This is a genomic window from Streptomyces sp. NBC_01232 (genome assembly GCF_035989885.1).
Lineage (GTDB): Bacteria > Actinomycetota > Actinomycetes > Streptomycetales > Streptomycetaceae > Streptomyces.
In genome coordinates, this window is record NZ_CP108518.1 from 5,984,926 (window position 1) to 6,002,500 (window position 17,575).

Annotated in this window: 15 protein-coding genes; 11 read left to right on the forward strand and 4 right to left on the reverse strand. The window is 69.8% G+C overall.

The window, feature by feature from the left end:
* The first annotated feature begins 13 nt into the window (after positions 1-13).
* A complete protein-coding gene (locus OG444_RS27815; protein ID WP_327264734.1) occupies positions 14-361 on the forward strand; it encodes a hypothetical protein in 348 nt (115 codons plus the stop codon).
* Positions 362-406: 45 nt separating this feature from the next.
* Positions 407-718, forward strand: coding sequence for a WXG100 family type VII secretion target (locus OG444_RS27820; RefSeq protein ID WP_327264735.1), 312 nt, complete (start codon positions 407-409; stop codon positions 716-718).
* Between the two features lie 84 nt (positions 719-802).
* On the opposite strand, the gene OG444_RS27825 is transcribed toward OG444_RS27820, so the two are convergent.
* Entirely contained in the window at positions 803-1,048 is a 246-nt protein-coding gene (locus tag OG444_RS27825) for a DUF397 domain-containing protein (RefSeq protein WP_327264736.1), read from the reverse strand.
* Positions 1,049-1,171: 123 nt separating this feature from the next.
* Positions 1,172-5,128 carry a type VII secretion protein EccCa gene (gene eccCa / locus OG444_RS27830; protein WP_327264737.1) on the reverse strand — a complete coding sequence of 1,319 codons (3,957 nt, stop codon included), beginning with the start codon at positions 5,126-5,128 and terminating at the stop codon, positions 1,172-1,174.
* A gap of 196 nt (positions 5,129-5,324) precedes the next feature.
* Between eccCa and eccD the strand changes: the two genes are divergently transcribed.
* From eccD to OG444_RS27860, 6 genes are all read left to right on the forward strand, one after another.
* Positions 5,325-6,845 carry a type VII secretion integral membrane protein EccD gene (eccD, locus tag OG444_RS27835; RefSeq protein WP_327264738.1) on the forward strand — a complete coding sequence of 507 codons (1,521 nt, stop codon included), beginning with the start codon at positions 5,325-5,327 and terminating at the stop codon, positions 6,843-6,845.
* A gap of 185 nt (positions 6,846-7,030) precedes the next feature.
* Complete coding sequence (rpsO, locus tag OG444_RS27840) at positions 7,031-7,318, forward strand: 30S ribosomal protein S15 (RefSeq protein ID WP_030011220.1); 288 nt, start codon at positions 7,031-7,033, stop codon at positions 7,316-7,318.
* A 306-nt stretch (positions 7,319-7,624) separates the two neighbouring features.
* On the forward strand, positions 7,625-9,847 hold the full coding sequence (locus OG444_RS27845) for a polyribonucleotide nucleotidyltransferase (protein WP_033223039.1): 2,223 nt from the start codon (positions 7,625-7,627) through the stop codon (positions 9,845-9,847).
* Positions 9,844-11,223 carry a M16 family metallopeptidase gene (locus tag OG444_RS27850; RefSeq protein ID WP_327264739.1) on the forward strand — a complete coding sequence of 460 codons (1,380 nt, stop codon included), beginning with the start codon at positions 9,844-9,846 and terminating at the stop codon, positions 11,221-11,223. Before OG444_RS27845 ends, OG444_RS27850 begins: the two co-directional genes overlap by 4 nt.
* 26 nt (positions 11,224-11,249) lie before the next feature.
* Positions 11,250-12,002 (forward strand): 4-hydroxy-tetrahydrodipicolinate reductase, encoded by a 753-nt coding sequence (gene dapB / locus OG444_RS27855; protein WP_327264740.1) that lies wholly within the window; start codon positions 11,250-11,252, stop codon positions 12,000-12,002.
* Positions 12,003-12,018: 16 nt separating this feature from the next.
* Positions 12,019-12,471 carry a hypothetical protein gene (locus tag OG444_RS27860; RefSeq protein WP_327264741.1) on the forward strand — a complete coding sequence of 151 codons (453 nt, stop codon included), beginning with the start codon at positions 12,019-12,021 and terminating at the stop codon, positions 12,469-12,471.
* Positions 12,472-12,506: 35 nt separating this feature from the next.
* Here the strand turns inward: OG444_RS27860 and OG444_RS27865 are convergent, their stop codons facing one another.
* Together OG444_RS27865 and OG444_RS27870 are read right to left on the reverse strand one after the other, a co-directional pair.
* On the reverse strand, positions 12,507-13,067 hold the full coding sequence (locus tag OG444_RS27865) for a hypothetical protein (protein WP_327264742.1): 561 nt from the start codon (positions 13,065-13,067) through the stop codon (positions 12,507-12,509).
* A 48-nt stretch (positions 13,068-13,115) separates the two neighbouring features.
* The gene (locus OG444_RS27870; RefSeq protein ID WP_327264743.1) at positions 13,116-13,355 is read right to left on the reverse strand and encodes a hypothetical protein; all 240 of its coding nucleotides are present in this window, start codon (positions 13,353-13,355) and stop codon (positions 13,116-13,118) included.
* Positions 13,356-13,578: 223 nt separating this feature from the next.
* Between OG444_RS27870 and thyX the strand changes: the two genes are divergently transcribed.
* From thyX to OG444_RS27885, 3 genes are all read left to right on the forward strand, one after another.
* Positions 13,579-14,319: an FAD-dependent thymidylate synthase gene (gene thyX, locus OG444_RS27875; protein ID WP_030708713.1), complete on the forward strand. Its 741-nt coding sequence runs from the start codon at positions 13,579-13,581 to the stop codon at positions 14,317-14,319.
* 200 nt (positions 14,320-14,519) lie between these two features.
* The gene (gene dapA, locus OG444_RS27880) at positions 14,520-15,419 is read left to right on the forward strand and encodes a 4-hydroxy-tetrahydrodipicolinate synthase (RefSeq protein WP_327264744.1); all 900 of its coding nucleotides are present in this window, start codon (positions 14,520-14,522) and stop codon (positions 15,417-15,419) included.
* Between the two features lie 124 nt (positions 15,420-15,543).
* Complete coding sequence (locus OG444_RS27885; protein ID WP_327264745.1) at positions 15,544-17,229, forward strand: ribonuclease J; 1,686 nt, start codon at positions 15,544-15,546, stop codon at positions 17,227-17,229.
* Positions 17,230-17,575 lie beyond the last annotated feature (346 nt).

Sequence of the window (17,575 nt, forward strand, 5' to 3'; positions counted from 1 at the left end):
GTGAGGAGCTTCGATGAGCACGAACACCTTCGGACTTGCAGACGATCCGGTCGTCCAGGCGAAGAACAAGATCGAGACGACGGCCGACGCCGTCACCAAGCAGGCTCGCGAGCTGGCCGACATCCTCGCCACCGTGAGCGCCGGCTGGACCGGTGTGGGTGCCGGCGGCTTCAGTGCCGCCCAGCTGACCCTCAACGACAGCCACGACGAGATCCGCCGGCTGCTCGGGGTCCTGTACAACGCGGTCGCGCAGACCAAGAACCTCAGCAACGCCCAGGACCAAGAGGTGTTCGACGCCTTCAAGGCGGTCCAGCCGACCCCCGCCGCCACCACCCCCCGCTCGGGCCTCGAGCACGTCTGACAACGCGCCGCCATTCCAGCCGGCCGCAGCGAGTAAGGAGAGAACATGTCGGGCAACAACGACGGGCACACCCGGGTACGGTACGAGACCGTTCAGCAGATGGCGGACCGCATCCGCATCGTCTCCAGGAACATCCTCAAGGACCTTGCCGATATGGAGCAGGCCCTGAAGGTCGTCACGGACACCTGGGACGGTGAGGCGCACACCGAGTACGTCAACCTCCAGACCAAGTACAAGGCCAAGGCCGACGTGATGAACGCCGAGCTGGAGAAGATGGCCAAGCTCATCGAGCGCGGCAAGGGCGACTACCGCGCCACCGACATCAAGGCCTCGCGCCTGTTCACCGAGGCCTACTGAGACCGGGGACACCACGCAGGTCCGCACACGCCGAAGGGGCGCGCCCGCACCGGGCGCGCCCCTTCGGCGTGTGCTCCGGCCCGTTCAGGGCTCGTGCCGGTCGAGGTCGAACTCGCCGTCCCTGGCCCCGAGTACGAACGCCTCCCACTCGGCCGCGGTGTAGCGCAGCACCGTGTCCCGGTCGAGCGAGGACCGCATGGCCACCGCGCCCTCGGGGAGCCGGGCGATCTCGACCCGCTCCTCGTCCGGGCTGGTCCCGGGCGGCCCTTCCCACTCCACACCGCTGATGTCGAGCGCGTACAGCTCGTCCTTCTCCTGCTGGGTGCCCATGGGCGGCCTTTCCCTCGGTGGCGCGGTCTTCACCACCGATTATCGGGGCTGCGGCGACGGCCGGGACGGCTTTCCACCCGATCCCCCGGAGCCGGGCGGCGCCGCCGGCCCCGGGGGAGGGGATCACATGCCGCCCGGCATCCGGCCGAGCTGGACCAGCGACGTACCGCGCTTGCGGGAGGCGAAGTAGGCCCGGCCCGGAGGCATCGGGCGCGGCCGCACGTTGCCGACCAGATCGCCCTCGGAGGGGTCGCCGGACAGCACGATGCCCTGAGCGCCGAGCTCCTTGAACCGCTGCATGAACGGCTCGTACAGCGAGCGCGAGGCACCCGCAGAGTTGCGCGCGATGATGAAGCGGACACCCGTGTCCCGGGCGAAGGGCAGGTACTCCACCAGCGGCCCCAGCGGATTGCCCTGGCTGGTCGACACCAGGTCGTAGTCGTCGATGATGATGAACACGTCCGGGCCCGTCCACCAGCTGCGGTCCCGCAGCTGCTGCGGCGTGACGTCGTCCGGCGGCTGGCGCCGCGAGAACACCCCGCCCAGTGCCTCCATGTGCATCTGCAGGGAACTCACCATCGGCGCGTACTCCAGCAGGTGCTCCTCCGGCAGCGCCCCGAGCAGGCCGCGCCGGTAGTCGCCCACCACCAGGCGCGCCTGGTCCGGTGTGTAGCGCTCCGCGATCTGCTTGGCGATGAGCCGCAGCAGGTTCGTCTTGCCCGATTCGCTCTCGCCGAAGACGAGGAGGAAGGGGTCGGACTCGAAGTCGATGAACACCGGCTCCAGATCGGTCTCGTCGATGCCGATCGCGATCCCGCGGCCCGGGTACTCCCCGCCCTTGGGCAGCTGGTCGGAGCGCAGCAGCCGCGGCAGCAGCCGTACGCCGGGAGCCGCCGGCCCCGTCCAGTTCTGCTTCACGGACTCCACGAAGGCCGCCGTGGCCTCGGACAGGTCGCCCGCCTCGTGCGAGCCGTCGATCCGCGGCAGCGCGCCCAGGAAGTGCAGCCTCTCCGGCACCTGGCCGCGTCCCGGCATCCCCGTGGGGACGTTCGCCGCGACCTTGCGGTCGAACTCGGAGTCCATGGTGTCGCCGAGCCGCAGCTCCAGCCGGCTGAGCATCTGGTCCTTGAGCGCGGCCCGCACCTCCATGTAGCGGGCCGCGGTGATCACCACGTGGATGCCGTAGCCCAGACCGCGGGAGGCGATGTCCGTGACGATCTGCTCCAGGCCGTCGTACTCGCCCCGGAAGTTGCCCCAGCCGTCGACGATCAGGAACACGTCGCCCCACGGCTCGCCCGGCAGGTCACCGGCCGCCCGCCGGCGCCGGTAGGTACCGATCGAGTCGATGTTGTTCGAGCGGAAGAACTCCTCGCGGCGGTTGAGGATGCCCCCCACCTCCGCGACCGTGCGCCGGACCCGTTCCGGGTCCAGGCGCGAGGCGATCCCGCCCACGTGCGGCAGCTCGGCGACCGACGACAGACTGCCGCCACCGAAGTCCAGCCCGTAGAACTGCACCTCGCGCGGGGTGTGCGTGAGGGCGAACGAGGAGATCAGCGTCCGCATCAGCGTCGACTTGCCCGACTGGGGCCCGCCGACCACCATCAGGTGGCCCGCCGCACCCGAGAAGTCCCGGTACAGCACCTCGCGCCGCTGCTCGAACGGCTTGTCGATGAGGCCGAGCGGCACGACGAGCCCGCCGGGCCGCGTGTACCCGTCCGCGTGCAGACCGCGCTCCGCGCTCGGCGCCAGCGCCGGCAGCAGCTGGTCCAGCGGCGGAGCCTGGTCCAGCGGCGGCAGCCACACCTGGTGCGCCGGCACCCCCTGACCCTCCAGCCGGCTCACGATCACGTCCAGCACCGTGTCCGCGAGCGCATCGTCCCCGCGCGCCGACTGCTCCGCCAGGTACGCCGGGTCCGGAGCCGCGTACACCACCGGCACCGCGGCCGCCGTGAACAGCGCGGGCCGCCGCTCCACCGGGAACTGTCCCACCGACAGGTCCGGCCCGCCCGAGCGGTAGGTGCCCGAGACGTACGCCGCCTTGAAGCGGGTCATCTCGTCCGTGCCGAACTTCAGATAGCCCGAACCGGGCACCGACGGCAGGTGGTAGGCGTCCGGCACACCGATCGCGGTACGCGACTCCGCCGCCGAGAAGGTCCGCAGACCGATCCGGTACGACAGGTACGTGTCCAGCCCGCGCAGCTTGCCCTCCTCCAGGCGCTGCGAGGCCAGCAGCAGGTGCACACCCAGCGATCGGCCGATGCGGCCGATCTGGATGAACATGTCGATGAAGTCGGGCTTCGCCGTCAGCAGCTCGCTGAACTCGTCGATGACCAGCACCAGCGAGGCCAGCGGCTCCAGCGGGGCACCGGCCGCGCGGGCCTTCTCGTAGTCGTGGATGTTCGCGTAGTTGCCGGCCGAACGCAGCAGCTCCTGACGGCGCTGCAGCTCACCGCGGATCGAGTCGCCCATGCGGTCCACGAGCGTGAGGTCGTCCGCCAGGTTGGTGATGACCGCCGCGACGTGCGGCATCTGCCCCATGCCCGTGAAGGTCGCACCGCCCTTGAAGTCGGCGAGTACGAAGTTCAGGGTCTCCGAGGTGTGCGTCACCGCCAGCCCCAGCACCAGCGTGCGCAGCAGCTCCGACTTGCCGGAACCGGTCGCACCCACGCACAGACCGTGCGGGCCCATGCCCTCCTGCGCGGCCTCCTTCAGGTCCAGCATGACCGGCGCGCCGTCCTCGCCCACACCGATCGGCACGCGCAGCCGCTCACCGGCCGACCTCGGCCGCCAGGTCCGCGCGACGTCCACCGCGGCGGCGTCGCCCAGGTTCAGCAGGTCGGTGAAGTCCAGATTGGCCAGCAGCGGCTCGTCGTCGTCCCCGCCGCCGGTGCGCATCGGCGCCAACTGCCGGGCCAGCGCCTCCGCCGCGGGCAGCGACAACGCGTCCGGGACGCCCTCGTACGCGACGCCCGCGCCCGATTCCAGACGCAGCCGGCCCGGCCGCACCACGACCGACAGCCCGCCGCGCGGCTCGTCCAGCTCGCCCGCGACCACCTCCACGATCGTGACGCCCTGCAAACCCTCGGCGGCCGCGAACACCGAGTCCGGCGGCACCATGCCACCGTCCAGCACGACCACCAGGTGAGGCTGGTCCAGCACCGGGGACACCTCCCGGCTGAACCGCGGCCGCCCCTCCAGCCGGTTCGCCAGCAGCCCCTCCAGCTCGGCGAGGTCATCGCCGAACAGGCGCTTCGTACCCGCCCCGTCGACCTGACCCGGGACCTGCGTGTGCGGCAGCCACTTCGTCCAGTCCCACGAGGGCACCGCACCCGGCGCGGCCACCACGGCCACCACCAGGTCCTCGGGGGAGTGCAGCGTCGCCAGCTGCGCCACCATCGCCCGGGCGGTACTGCGCGCCGAATCCGGCTCCCCGGACACCGTGACGTGGTAGAACGCCCGGATCGACAGCGCCACCGGCAGCCCGTCCAGCGAGGAGTGCACCTTCAGGAACCGCTGCATCGCGCCCGCGGTCAGCGGCTCCAGCTCGTCCACCGGCGCGGTCTCCGGCGCCACCAGCGGCGTCGCCAGGCGCTGCACGCCCAGCCCCAGCCGCGCCTGCCCGAAGTCCTGGTCGCCGACCCGCCGCTCCCACAGCCGCGAACCCTCCGCCACCACCGACCACAACTGCTCCGGGGCCGGGTGCAGATACAGCTGCGCGTCCCGCTGCGCCCGCGCGGTCCTGCGTACCTGGCGACGCGTCTGCGCGAGGTACTTGAGGTAGTCCCGGCGCACATCGGCCATTTGCCCCTGCGTACCACGCCGGTGGCGCACCAGCTGCGCGACCACCATGGCCACCGTCGACACCAGCATCAGCACACCCATGATGCGCATGAACGGAGCCGCGCCCGGCATGAAGAAGAAGACGACGGAGGAACCCATGCCGAGCATCGGCAGGAGCTGCATCAGCATGCCCTCCTGCTGCCCGCGCGGAAGTTCGGGCGGAGCCTCCAGTCGCAGCTCCTCCGCCGGAACCTCCGGCGGCAGGGACCGCGGCGGGCGTTTGACGACGATCTGGCTCACCGGAGCATCAATCCCTCGAAAACGGACGGGACGTCGCAACCGGCGCCCCCAAGTCCCGGGCGCGAAGGGGGTATCCCCCACGCGACGGTGATCCTACTTGCCGACAGTCGCTCATAAGCCCGGTAGGGTGACGCGCGCAGCATGCGCATCCGCGAATCGTCCGCCGGTGCGGGCGCCGAATTGGGGGGTCACACAGGTGAGTACGGCCGGCACGACGGGTTTCTGCAGGGTCACCGTCGTGGCCCCCGACAGCCGCATCGACGTCGCCCTCCCCGAGGACATCGCCGTCGCCGACGTCTACCCCGAGCTGCTGCGCCTCACCGGCCAGACCCAGCCCGTCGGCGCCCCGACCGGCTTCCACCTCGTACGACGCTCCGGCACCGTCCTCGACGGCGCCCGCACCCTCGCCGGCCAGCAGGTCCTCGACGGTGAGGTGCTGAGCCTGCGCCCCTTCGCCGAGTCCCTCCCGCCCGCCGTGTTCGACGACGTCTCCGACGCCGTGGCCTCCGCCGTCGTCCGCGACCGGCACCGCTGGAGCGACGACATGCTGCGCGGCGCGGGCCTGGCCGGCGCCGCGCTGCTGCTCGTCATGCTCGGCTTCGTCCTCTGGTACGCCGACCCGCTGCGCCACGACATGCACGGTCTGCCCGGTGTCATCGCGGGCGCCGTCGGCGTCCTGCTCACCGCCGTCGCCGGGGTGCGCGCCCGTGTCTACCGCGACCGCCTCTCCGCCGTCGCGCTCGGCCTCGGCGCCCTCCCGCACCTGATGATCGCCGGCTCCGGGATCGTCGGACCGGCCCTCGGTCACGGCCCCGGCCGCCTCCAGTTCCTGCTCGGCTGCGTCTGCGCCCTGATCGCCTCCGTCGCCCTGGTCGCGCTCACTCCCAGCGGTGACGCCCCCTTCGTCGCGGCCACCTTCGTCGCCGCCACCGGAACGATCGCCACCTTCGTGGCCATCGCCGCCGAGGCCTCCGCCACCTACACCGCCGCCGTCTGCGCCCCCGTGGCCATCGGCCTCGTCGCCTTCCTCCCCGGCCTCTCCGCCCGCTTCGCCCGCCTGCCCATCGGCTACGCCGCCCCGCAGAGCGCCACGGACGAGTACGTCGACTACGCAGGGACCCCCGACCGGTACGAGACCGAGCCCTACGGAGAGCACTCCGGCTCCGACCACAACGATCCGGCAGCCGCCCCGCTCGACGCCGAGGCCATCGCCGCCCAGGCCCGCCGCGGCCACGAGATGCTCCTCGGCCTGGTCGGCGGCTGCGCCGCGGTCACCGTCGCAGCCGCCGCCGTCCTCGGTTTCTCCGACAACACCTGGGCCCGCCTGCTGGCGCTGACCGCCGGCCTCGCCATGCTGCTGCGCGCCCGCCTCTTCCGGTACACCTCCCAGGTGGTCTGCGCCCTGGCCGCGGGCCTCGCGGCCATCGCGCTGCTGATCCTGGGCCTGTCCCTGCACCCGCCGACCGGCCTGCTCGAGGCCCTCCTCCTGGAGAACGACCGCAGCGGCCTGGACCTCCGTACGATCTGGCTGACGGCCGCCGTCGCGGCCGGCGCGGCCCTCCTCGCGGGAATTGCGCTTGTCATCCCCCGCAAGGGCCTGTCACCCTTCTGGGGAAGGCTGCTCGACCTCACCGAGGCGGCGGTCCTGCTCGGCCTGGTGCCGCTCACCCTGGCCGTTCTGGACGTATACGCCCGCGCCAGGGCTCTCACCAGCTGAGACGCGACGGAGCGGCAGCCTGGTACGCTGTGTGACGGCCGTTTGTGTACGCGTCCCCCGGATTCCTCGCCAAGAGGGTCTGTGGACTGCGCTCAGCGGACCCCGCCTCCCGAGTAACGGAAGCTCCCCAGAGACTCAGACCTGGGGCACTCGGTGGCAACGAAGACCTAAAACGAGGAGTACGCGTGCCGCTCGACGCCGCTACGAAGAAGCAGATCATCACCGAGTTCGGTGCCAAGGAGGGCGACACCGGCTCCCCCGAGGTCCAGGTTGCGATGCTCTCCCGCCGCATCTCGGACCTGACCGAGCACCTCAAGACGCACAAGCACGACCACCACTCCCGTCGTGGTCTGCTGATCCTGGTCGGCCAGCGTCGCCGCCTGCTGCAGTACCTGGCCAAGAAGGACATCCAGCGCTTCCGTACGCTGGTCGAGCGCCTCGGCATCCGCCGCGGTGCGGCCGGCGCCAAGTAAGACGTGTGAAGGGAGCGGTTCCCACATCCGGGGGCCGCTCCCTTTGCTGTACGTGCGGGACGGACCGGACCCTTTGTAGTCTGGAACGGACGCACGTGTACGTCCGACGACGAGACGTGCACAACTGAAGAGGAGGAGCGCCCTCCCACGCCGCCGGTCCTCGGTAGTGGCACCCGGAATGCCCCCAGGGGGCAACGAACCGGGTGCTTCGATCGAAGACCGGCCCGCACGCCAGGAGCGCTTCTCCGCAACCGTCCACCGCCACACGGGCGACGGACGGAGACGACGAAAATGGAGAAAACGCTAGTGGAGAACGAGACCCACTACGCCGAGGCCGTCATTGACAACGGTTCCTTCGGCACCCGCACCATCCGCTTCGAGACGGGCCGTCTGGCCCGCCAGGCCGCCGGCTCCGCCGTTGCCTACCTGGACGACGACACGATGGTGCTGTCCGCCACCACCGCGTCGAAGAAGCCCAAGGACCAGCTCGACTTCTTCCCCCTGACGGTGGACGTCGAGGAGCGGCAGTACGCGGCCGGCAAGATCCCCGGCTCCTTCTTCCGCCGTGAGGGCCGCCCCTCCGAGGACGCGATCCTCACCTGCCGCCTGATCGACCGCCCGCTGCGCCCGTCCTTCAAGAAGGGCCTGCGCAACGAGATCCAGGTCGTCGCCACGATCATGGCGCTCAACCCCGACCACCTGTACGACGTCGTGGCGATCAACGCCGCCTCCGCGTCCACGCAGCTGGCCGGTCTGCCCTTCTCCGGCCCGATCGGCGGCGTCCGCGTCGCGCTGATCCGCGGCCAGTGGGTCGCGTTCCCGACGCACACCGAGCTCGAGGACGCCGTCTTCGACATGGTCGTCGCGGGTCGCGTCCTGGAGGACGGCGACGTCGCGATCATGATGGTCGAGGCCGAGGCCACCGAGAAGACCATCGCCCTCGTCAAGGGCGGCGCCGAGGCGCCGACCGAGGAGGTCGTGGCCGCCGGTCTCGACGCCGCGAAGCCCTTCATCAAGGTCCTCTGCAAGGCCCAGTCGGACCTGGCCGCCAAGGCCGCCAAGCCCGAGGGCGAGTTCCCGGTCTTCCTGGACTACCAGGACGACGTGTACGAGGCCCTCGCGGCCGCCGTCAAGGGCGAGCTCTCCCAGGCGCTGACCATCGCGGGCAAGCAGGACCGCGAGGCCGAGCTGGACCGCGTCAAGGAGATCGCCGCCGAGAAGCTCCTCCCGGCCTTCGAAGGCCGCGAGAAGGAGATCTCCGCCGCCTACCGCAGCCTGACCAAGGCCCTGGTGCGCGAGCGCGTCATCAAGGACAAGGTCCGCATCGACGGCCGCGGGATCACGGACATCCGTACCCTCGCCGCCGAGGTCGAGGCCATCCCGCGCGTGCACGGCTCGGCGCTGTTCGAGCGTGGCGAGACCCAGATCCTGGGCGTCACCACCCTCAACATGCTCCGCATGGAGCAGCAGCTGGACACCCTCTCCCCGGTGACCCGCAAGCGCTACATGCACAACTACAACTTCCCGCCGTACTCGGTCGGCGAGACCGGCCGCGTCGGTTCGCCGAAGCGCCGCGAGATCGGCCACGGCGCGCTCGCCGAGCGCGCGATCGTGCCGGTCCTCCCGACCCGCGAGGAGTTCCCCTACGCGATCCGTCAGGTGTCCGAGGCCCTCGGCTCCAACGGTTCGACGTCCATGGGCTCGGTCTGCGCCTCCACCATGTCGCTGCTGAACGCCGGTGTGCCCCTCAAGGCCCCCGTCGCCGGTATCGCCATGGGCCTGATCTCCCAGGAGATCGACGGCAAGACGCACTACGTCGCCCTCACCGACATCCTCGGTGCGGAGGACGCCTTCGGCGACATGGACTTCAAGGTCGCCGGCACCAAGGAGTTCGTCACCGCCCTCCAGCTGGACACCAAGCTGGACGGCATCCCGGCCTCCGTCCTGGCCGCGGCCCTCAAGCAGGCCCGCGACGCCCGCCTCCACATCCTCGACGTGATGATGGAAGCGATCGACACGCCGGACGCCATGTCCCCCTTCGCCCCGCGGATCATCACCGTCAAGATCCCGGTGGACAAGATCGGTGAGGTCATCGGGCCCAAGGGCAAGATGATCAACCAGATCCAGGAGGACACCGGCGCCGAGATCACGATCGAGGACGACGGCACCATCTACATCGGTGCCTCCGACGGTCCGGCCGCCGAGGCCGCCCGTGCCACGATCAACTCGATCGCCAACCCGACCATGCCCGAGGTCGGCGAGCGCTACCTGGGTACGGTCGTCAAGACCACCACCTTCGGTGCCTTCGTCTCCCTCATGCCCGGCAAGGACGGCCTGCTGCACATCTCGCAGATCCGCAAGCTCGCCGGTGGCAAGCGCGTGGAGAACGTCGAGGACGTGCTCGCAGTCGGTACCAAGGTCCAGGTCGAGATCGCCGAGATCGACCAGCGCGGCAAGCTCTCGCTGGTCCCCGTGATCGACGGCGAGACCGCCGGTGACGACGCTGACAAGGACGACTCCGACAAGTGATGTCGCGTAGTTCCCGTGTGACGGCCCGCCCCTCTTCGGAGGGGCGGGCCGTCGCCCGTACCCAAACCCTCCTCAAGGGCAGCAACGGCATCGGCACCGTCCGGCGCACGGTCCTGCCCGGCGGGCTGCGCATCGTCACCGAGACGCTGCCCTCCGTCCGCTCCGCCACCTTCGGCATCTGGGCGCACGTCGGCTCCCGTGACGAGACGCCCACGCTGAACGGCGCCACGCACTACCTGGAGCACCTCCTCTTCAAGGGCACCCACAAGCGCAGTGCCCTCGACATCTCCTCCGCGATCGACGCGGTCGGCGGAGAGATGAACGCCTTCACGGCGAAGGAGTACACCTGCTACTACGCCCGGGTGCTCGACACCGACCTGCCGCTGGCCATCGACGTGGTCTGCGACATGCTCACCGGCTCGCTGATCCGCGAGGAGGACGTCGACGCCGAGCGCGGGGTCATCCTCGAAGAGATCGCGATGACCGAGGACGACCCGGGCGACGTCGTGCACGACCTGTTCGCGGAGACCATGTACGGGGACACCCCGCTGGGGCGCCCGGTCCTCGGCACCGTCGATACGATCAACGCGCTGGGCGCCGAGCGGATCCGCCGCTTCTACAAGAAGCACTACGACCCGACGCACCTGGTCGTGGCCGCCGCCGGCAACGTCGACCACAACAAGGTCGTCCGCCAGGTCCGCGCCGCCTTCGAGAAGGCCGGTGCGCTGACCCGCACCGACGCCGAACCGATCGGCCCGCGCACCGGCACCAAGCGCATCCGCACCTCCGGCCGCGTCGAGCTCGTGAACCGCAAGACCGAGCAGGCCCACGTGGTCCTCGGCATGCCGGGCCTCGCCCGTACCGACGAACGCCGCTGGGCGCTCGGCGTACTGAACACCGCCCTCGGCGGCGGCATGTCCTCGCGCCTCTTCCAGGAGGTCCGGGAGAAGCGCGGCCTCGCCTACAGCGTGTACTCGTACACCTCGGGCTTCGCAGACACCGGCCTGTTCGGCGTGTACGCGGGCTGCCGCCCCAACCAGGTGCACGACGTGCTCCGGATCTGCCGCGACGAGCTCGACAAGGTCGCGACCGACGGACTGGCCGACGACGAGATCAAGCGGGCCATCGGCCAGCTCTCCGGGTCCACCGTCCTCGGCCTGGAGGACACCGGCGCGATCATGAACCGCATCGGCAAGAGCGAGCTGTGCTGGGGCGACCAGATGTCGGTCGACGACATGCTGGCCCGGATCGCGGCCGTGACCCCGGACGACGTCCGCTCGGTCGCACAGGATGTACTCGCCCAGCGGCCCTCGCTCGCGGTGATCGGCCCGCTGAAGGAGAAGCAGGCCGCCCGTCTCGACGAAGCGGTCGCCTAGTTCCGTACGGCAAGTAAGGAAGCAAGATGAGCAAGCTGCGCGTGGCAGTCCTCGGAGCCAAGGGCCGGATCGGCGCCGAGGCGGTCAAGGCGGTCGAGGCCGCCGAGGACATGGAACTGGTCGCGGCGCTCGGCCGCGACGACAAGCTGGAGACGCTGGCCGAGGCCGGCGCCCAGGTCGCGGTCGAGCTGACCACCCCGGCGTCGGTGATGGGGAACCTGGACTTCCTCATCCGCCACGGCATCCACGGAGTGGTCGGTACCACCGGCTGGACCGAGGACCGCCTCGCCCAGCTGAACACCTGGCTCGCCGGCTCGCCGCAGACCGGTGTGCTCATCGCCCCGAACTTCTCCATCGGTGCCGTCCTCACCATGAAGTTCGCCGCCCGGGCAGCCCGCTACTTCGAGTCCGTCGAGGTCGTCGAGCTGCACCACCCGAACAAGGTCGACGCCCCCTCCGGCACGGCGACCCGTACGGCGCAGCTCATCGCGGCCGCCCGCGCCGAGGCCGGCCTCGGCGCCCAGCCCGACGCCACCGCCACCGCCCTCGACGGCGCGCGCGGCGCGGACGTCGACGGCGTCCCGGTGCACGCCATCCGCCTGCGCGGCCTGCTGGCCCACCAGGAGGTGCTCCTCGGCGGCGAGGGCGAGACCCTGACCATCCGTCACGATTCCCTGCACCACAGCAGCTTCATGCCGGGCATTCTGCTCGGTGCGCGCCGAGTGACGCAGACCCCGGGCCTCACCTTCGGCCTGGAACACTTCCTCGACCTGGGCTGACCGGACTGATTTCACGATGCGCGCGAAGATCACGTACTTCATCACGGCCGCCGTCCTGGTGGTCTACTTCGTCCTGGTCGGCAGCCGGGGCCTGATGCTGATCCGGCACGGCACCCTGCTCACCGTCACCTTCGGGGTGGCCGTGCTGATCCTGCCGGTCATCGGTGTCTGGTTCCTCTGGCAGAACACCCGGTTCGTCACGCGGGCCAACCTCCTCGCGACCGAGCTGGAGGCCGAGGGCGGACTGCCCGTGGACGAGCTGGAGCGGGACAAGTACGGGAGGATCCTGCGGGATTCCGCCGACGAGGTCTTCGCGCGCCGCAAGGCCGAGACCGAGGACGCGCCGGGGGACTGGCGCAGCTGGTTCCGGCTCGCCGTCGCCTACCACGACGCCCGGGACACCCCACGGGCGCGCAAGGCGATGCAGCGGGCGATCTCCCTGCACGACAAGAAGCCCGTACAGGTCTGATCCCTGCACGGGCTTCCGGTGGCGGTTCGGGCCGGTCAGGCGGCCACGGGCCGGTACTCGTCGGCCCACGCCCCCACCGTGTCGGCGGCCCGGTCGAAGGCCTCGGTCCGCGACAGGAAGTCGGCGTTGTGGTCGGTCAGCAGCACGGGCGGCTCCGCGCCGTCCGGCGCCGACATCGTCAGTGCCTGCCCCTGCACGGTCCTCGGCAGCCCGAGCCAGCGCACCGGCTGCTGCACCGTACGGAGCTCACCGATCTCGCTCCAGGCGGTGGTGCGGGTCACGAAGAACCCCACCCGCCGCAGCCCCGCCGGGCTCACCCATACGCCGACGCGCAGGGTCTGCACCGCCGAGCCGACGACTGCGAGGGCGGCGATCAGGCAGATGACGGCCCCGCCCGAACCGCCCGCGAAGGCGACGATCATCGTGGCCAGCAGCATGAAGGCGGACAGCAGGAGCAGCAGCGCGCCGATGCCCACGCGCCAGGGGCCGGGCCGGTAGGGCCGACGCCAGCGGTCCTGGTCGGCATGGGCCAGGATTTCGTCGCCGTCGTCGTCCGCATCGGATACACCGTCGGCCGTCAGGAAAGGCAGGGGCACGGCTGGACCTCACTCACATGCACGTTCGGTTGGGCTGTGCCCGTGAGGCTACCGCCCCTGGGACGCCTCCGACTGCTGCGACTTCTCTGGCACCTTGCTCGGCTGCAGCGCGGGCATACCGAAGAGCAGTGAGCCGGCGAGCCCCGCAACCACGGTCAGTCCGACCAGGGTACGGGCGGCCAGCTGCGTCCTGCCCAGCCGCTCGCGGGGCGGCGGAGTGACGTTGCTTCGGAAACGGTCGGCCTCGGAGACGAAGGCGAACGGGACGGGTTCGCGCCGGAGGAACATCAGGGTGAATCTCCTCGGGGTGGGTGGATGCGGGTTCTTCTAGTGAGGACGTACGAGCCGTCCAATCCGTGCCGGATTTCGGGACATTAGGAAAAATTCATGGCGGTGCGTCAGCTGTGCGACGCCCCTCGCGCACTCCGTGCACCGCGTGCGTCGGCACGGGCCCCGCGAGGGGCGCCGTAGAGTGGGCGCGCCCCAGGACGCACGTTTGGAAGGACCCCCGGTGAGCGAAACCGCCGCTTCAGATCTGAAACCCAGCTTCCGCAGTGACGTGACGGTGGAGCTGGTGAAGCACTCCGCCGCCGACTCCGACGTGCTGTGGGCCGCTCGCGTCTCCACGGCCGGCGAGCAGTCCCTGGAGGAGCTGCAGAAGGACCCGGAGCGTTCCAAGGGCCTCATCAACTACCTGATGCGCGACCGCCACGGCAGCCCGTTCGAGCACAACTCCATGACCTTCTTCATCAGTGCCCCGATCTTCGTCTTCCGCGAGTTCATGCGTCACCGCGTGGGCTGGTCGTACAACGAGGAATCGGGCCGCTACAGGGAGCTCGAGCCGGTCTTCTACGTCCCGGACGCCGAGCGCAAGCTGGTCCAGGAGGGCCGCCCGGGCAAGTACGTCTTCGTCGAGGGCACCCGGGCGCAGCAGGAGCTGACCGGTCGCGTCATGGAGGACTCCTACGTGCGGGCCTACGAGGCCTACCAGGAGATGCTCGCGGCGGGCGTGGCCCGGGAGGTTGCCCGTTCGGTCCTGCCGGTCGGTCTTTTCTCCTCGATGTACGCCACCTGCAACGCGCGCTCGCTGATGCACTTCCTCGGTCTGCGCACGCAGCACGAGCTCGCAGCCGTTCCGTCCTTCCCGCAGCGGGAGATCGAGATGGTCGGCGAGAAGATGGAGCAGCACTGGGCGAAGCTCATGCCGCTGACGTACGCCGCCTACAACGGCAACGGTCGCGTTGCCCCGTAAGGGCCGGTACACCTACGGCGTACAGATGTACGGCGTTAAGTCCCAAGTGTCCGTATTGCGACGTTTCGTAAACTTCATCTAGGCTGATCAAACGGACCCGGCACTGCTTGAACCCCCGAGCAGGCAGTGCCGGCGTCCAACACCCTGTTGACGTCCCCCGAGGGGACACCGCGAGCATGGCAGCGAGTAGCGTGTTACCCATGGCTCCGATCTCGACTCCGCAGACCCCCTTCGGGCGGGTCCTCACCGCCATGATCACGCCGTTTACGGCGGATGGCGCACTCGACCTCGACGGCGCGCAGCAGCTCGCCGTCCACCTGGTGGACGCAGGCAACGACGGCCTGATCATCAACGGCACCACCGGTGAGTCGCCGACCACCACCGACGCGGAGAAAAACGACCTCGTACGAGCCGTACTCGAAGCCGTCGGAGACCGCGCCCACGTGGTCGCCGGCATCGGCACCAACGACACCCGCCACACCCTCGAGCTGGCCCGCCAGGCCGAGCGCACCGGGGCCCACGGCCTGCTCGCCGTCACCCCGTACTACAGCAAGCCGCCGCAGGAAGGCCTCTTCCGGCACTTCACGGCGATCGCCGACGCCACTGGGCTGCCGGTCATGCTCTACGACATCCCCGGCCGCAGCGGTGTCCCGATCGACACCGAAACCCTGGTACGACTGGCCGAGCACCCCCGTATCGTTGCCAACAAGGACGCCAAGGGCGACCTCGGCCGGGCAAGCTGGGCCATCGCGCAGAGCGGCCTGGCCTGGTACTCGGGCGATGACATGCTGAACCTGCCGCTCCTGTCGGTCGGCGCGGTCGGCTTCGTCTCCGTCGTCGGCCACGTGGTCACCCCGGACCTGCGCGCCATGCTGGAGGCCCACCTGGGCGGAGACGTCCAGAAGGCGACCGAGATCCACCAGAAGCTGCTCCCGGTCTTCACCGGCATGTTCCGCACCCAGGGCGTCATGACCACCAAGGGCGCGCTGAACCTGCAGGGTCTGCCCGCGGGCCCGCTGCGGCTCCCGCTGATCGAGCTGACCGCCGAAGAGACGGCCCAGCTCAAGATCGACCTTGCCGCCGGCGGGGTACAGCTCTGACAACAGACTTCACAACCGAATACGCACGAACAATCGAATACGGAACAGACAACAGCAAGTGCACGAATGACATGCGCGCCACGTGCCTTCCGGGGTACGTGGCGTGCGTGGTGAGGAGACACTTTTGAGCCATCCGCATCCGGAACTCGGTCCGCCGCCGAAGCTGCCCAAGGGCGGCCTCAGAGTCACCCCCCTGGGTGGTCTCGGCGAGATCGGCCGCAACATGACCGTCTTCGAGTACGACGGCCGTCTGCTGATCGTCGACTGCGGCGTCCTCTTCCCCGAGGAGGAGCAGCCGGGCATCGACCTGATCCTGCCGGACTTCACGTCCATCAGGGACCGCCTCGACGACATCGACGGCATCGTCCTCACGCACGGCCACGAGGACCACATCGGCGCCGTCCCCTACCTCCTCCGGGAGAAGGCGGACATCCCGCTGATCGGCTCCAAGCTGACGCTGGCCCTCATCGAGGCGAAGCTCCAGGAGCACCGCATCCGCCCCTACACCCTCGAGGTGAAGGAAGGCGAGCGCGAGGCCCTCGGCCCCTTCGACTGCGAGTTCATCGCGGTCAACCACTCCATCCCGGACGCCCTGGCCGTGGCCATCCGCACCGGCGCCGGCCTGGTCGTGGCCACCGGCGACTTCAAGATGGACCAGCTCCCGCTGGACAACCGCCTCACCGACCTGCACGCCTTCGCACGTCTGAGCGAAGAGGGCATCGACCTCCTTCTCTCCGACTCCACGAACGCCGAGGTCCCGGGCTTCGTCCCGCCCGAGCGCGACATCTCCAACGCCATTCGCGGAGTTTTCGCGAGTGCCCAGAAGCGGATCATCGTGGCGTCGTTCGCCAGCCACGTGCACCGCATCCAGCAGATCCTCGACGCCGCTCACGAGTTCGACCGCAGGGTCGCCTTCGTCGGCCGCTCGATGGTCCGGAACATGGGCATCGCCCGTGACCTCGGCTACCTGAAGGTCCCGGCCGGTCTCGTCGTCGACGTCAAGACTCTCGACGACCTCCCGGACGACGAGGTCGTGCTGGTCTGTACGGGTTCGCAGGGCGAGCCGATGGCCGCCCTGTCCCGCATGGCCAACCGCGACCACCAGATCCGGATCGTCCCCGGCGACACCGTGATCCTGGCGTCGTCGCTGATCCCGGGCAACGAGAACGCGGTCTACCGCGTGATCAACGGCCTGACCCGCTGGGGCGCCAACGTCGTCCACAAGGGCAACGCCAAGGTGCACGTCTCGGGCCACGCCTCGGCCGGCGAGCTGCTGTACTTCTACAACATCTGCAAGCCGCGGAACCTGATGCCGGTCCACGGCGAGTGGCGCCACCTGCGCGCCAACGCCGAGCTCGGTGCCATGACGGGCGTCCCGAAGGACCGCATCGTCATCGCCGAGGACGGCGTGGTCGTCGACCTGATCGACGGCAAGGCCCGGATCTCCGGCAAGGTCCAGGCCGGCTACGTGTACGTGGACGGCCTCTCGGTCGGCGACGTCACGGAGGCTTCGCTCAAGGACCGCCGGATCCTCGGCGACGAGGGCATCATCTCGGTCTACGTCGTGGTGGACAGCACCACCGGCAAGGTCGTCACCGGCCCGAACATCCAGGCCCGCGGCTCCGGCATCGACGACTCCGCTTTCTCCTCGGTCATCCCCAAGATCGAGGAAGCCATCGCCCGCGCCGCGGCCGACGGCGTGGCCGAGCCGCACCAGATCCAGCAGCTCATCCGCCGCACGATGGGCAAGTGGGTCTCGGACGGCTACCGCCGCCGCCCGATGATCCTCCCGGTCGTCGTCGAGGTCTGACCCTCGCCGTAGCGACCGAACGGGAGCGGGGCAACCGGATTTGCATCCGGGGGCCCCGCTCCAGTACGTTTACGTCTCCACCTCGCACGGCACCCCGGCACACACGTGTGTCCGGACGCGTCATGCGGGCGGGTGGGATTCAAGACCCAGGGAGACCTGATAAAGTCTGATCCGCCCGAAAGGGAAAGGCCCCCCAACGGCCACCAATTCAAATCCAAGCCGACTGCGACTTTCGAGAAGCAGGGCCCGGAAATGGTCTGGTAAGGTTGGAACCGCCGGAAAGGGAAAACGCGAAAGCGAATACCTGGAAAGCGCCGAGGAAGTCGGACACGAAAGAGTCTGATAG

Coding starts and splice junctions, on each gene's coding strand:
- OG444_RS27870 (WP_327264743.1), bottom strand. CDS start 13,355: ATGTTCCTCCGGCGCGAACCCGTCCCGTTCGCCTTCGTCTCCGAGGCC.
- OG444_RS27860 (WP_327264741.1), top strand. CDS start 12,019: ATGCGCGCGAAGATCACGTACTTCATCACGGCCGCCGTCCTGGTGGTC.
- dapB (WP_327264740.1), top strand. CDS start 11,250: ATGAGCAAGCTGCGCGTGGCAGTCCTCGGAGCCAAGGGCCGGATCGGC.
- OG444_RS27825 (WP_327264736.1), bottom strand. CDS start 1,048: ATGGGCACCCAGCAGGAGAAGGACGAGCTGTACGCGCTCGACATCAGC.
- OG444_RS27820 (WP_327264735.1), top strand. CDS start 407: ATGTCGGGCAACAACGACGGGCACACCCGGGTACGGTACGAGACCGTT.
- OG444_RS27815 (WP_327264734.1), top strand. CDS start 14: ATGAGCACGAACACCTTCGGACTTGCAGACGATCCGGTCGTCCAGGCG.
- dapA (WP_327264744.1), top strand. CDS start 14,520: ATGGCTCCGATCTCGACTCCGCAGACCCCCTTCGGGCGGGTCCTCACC.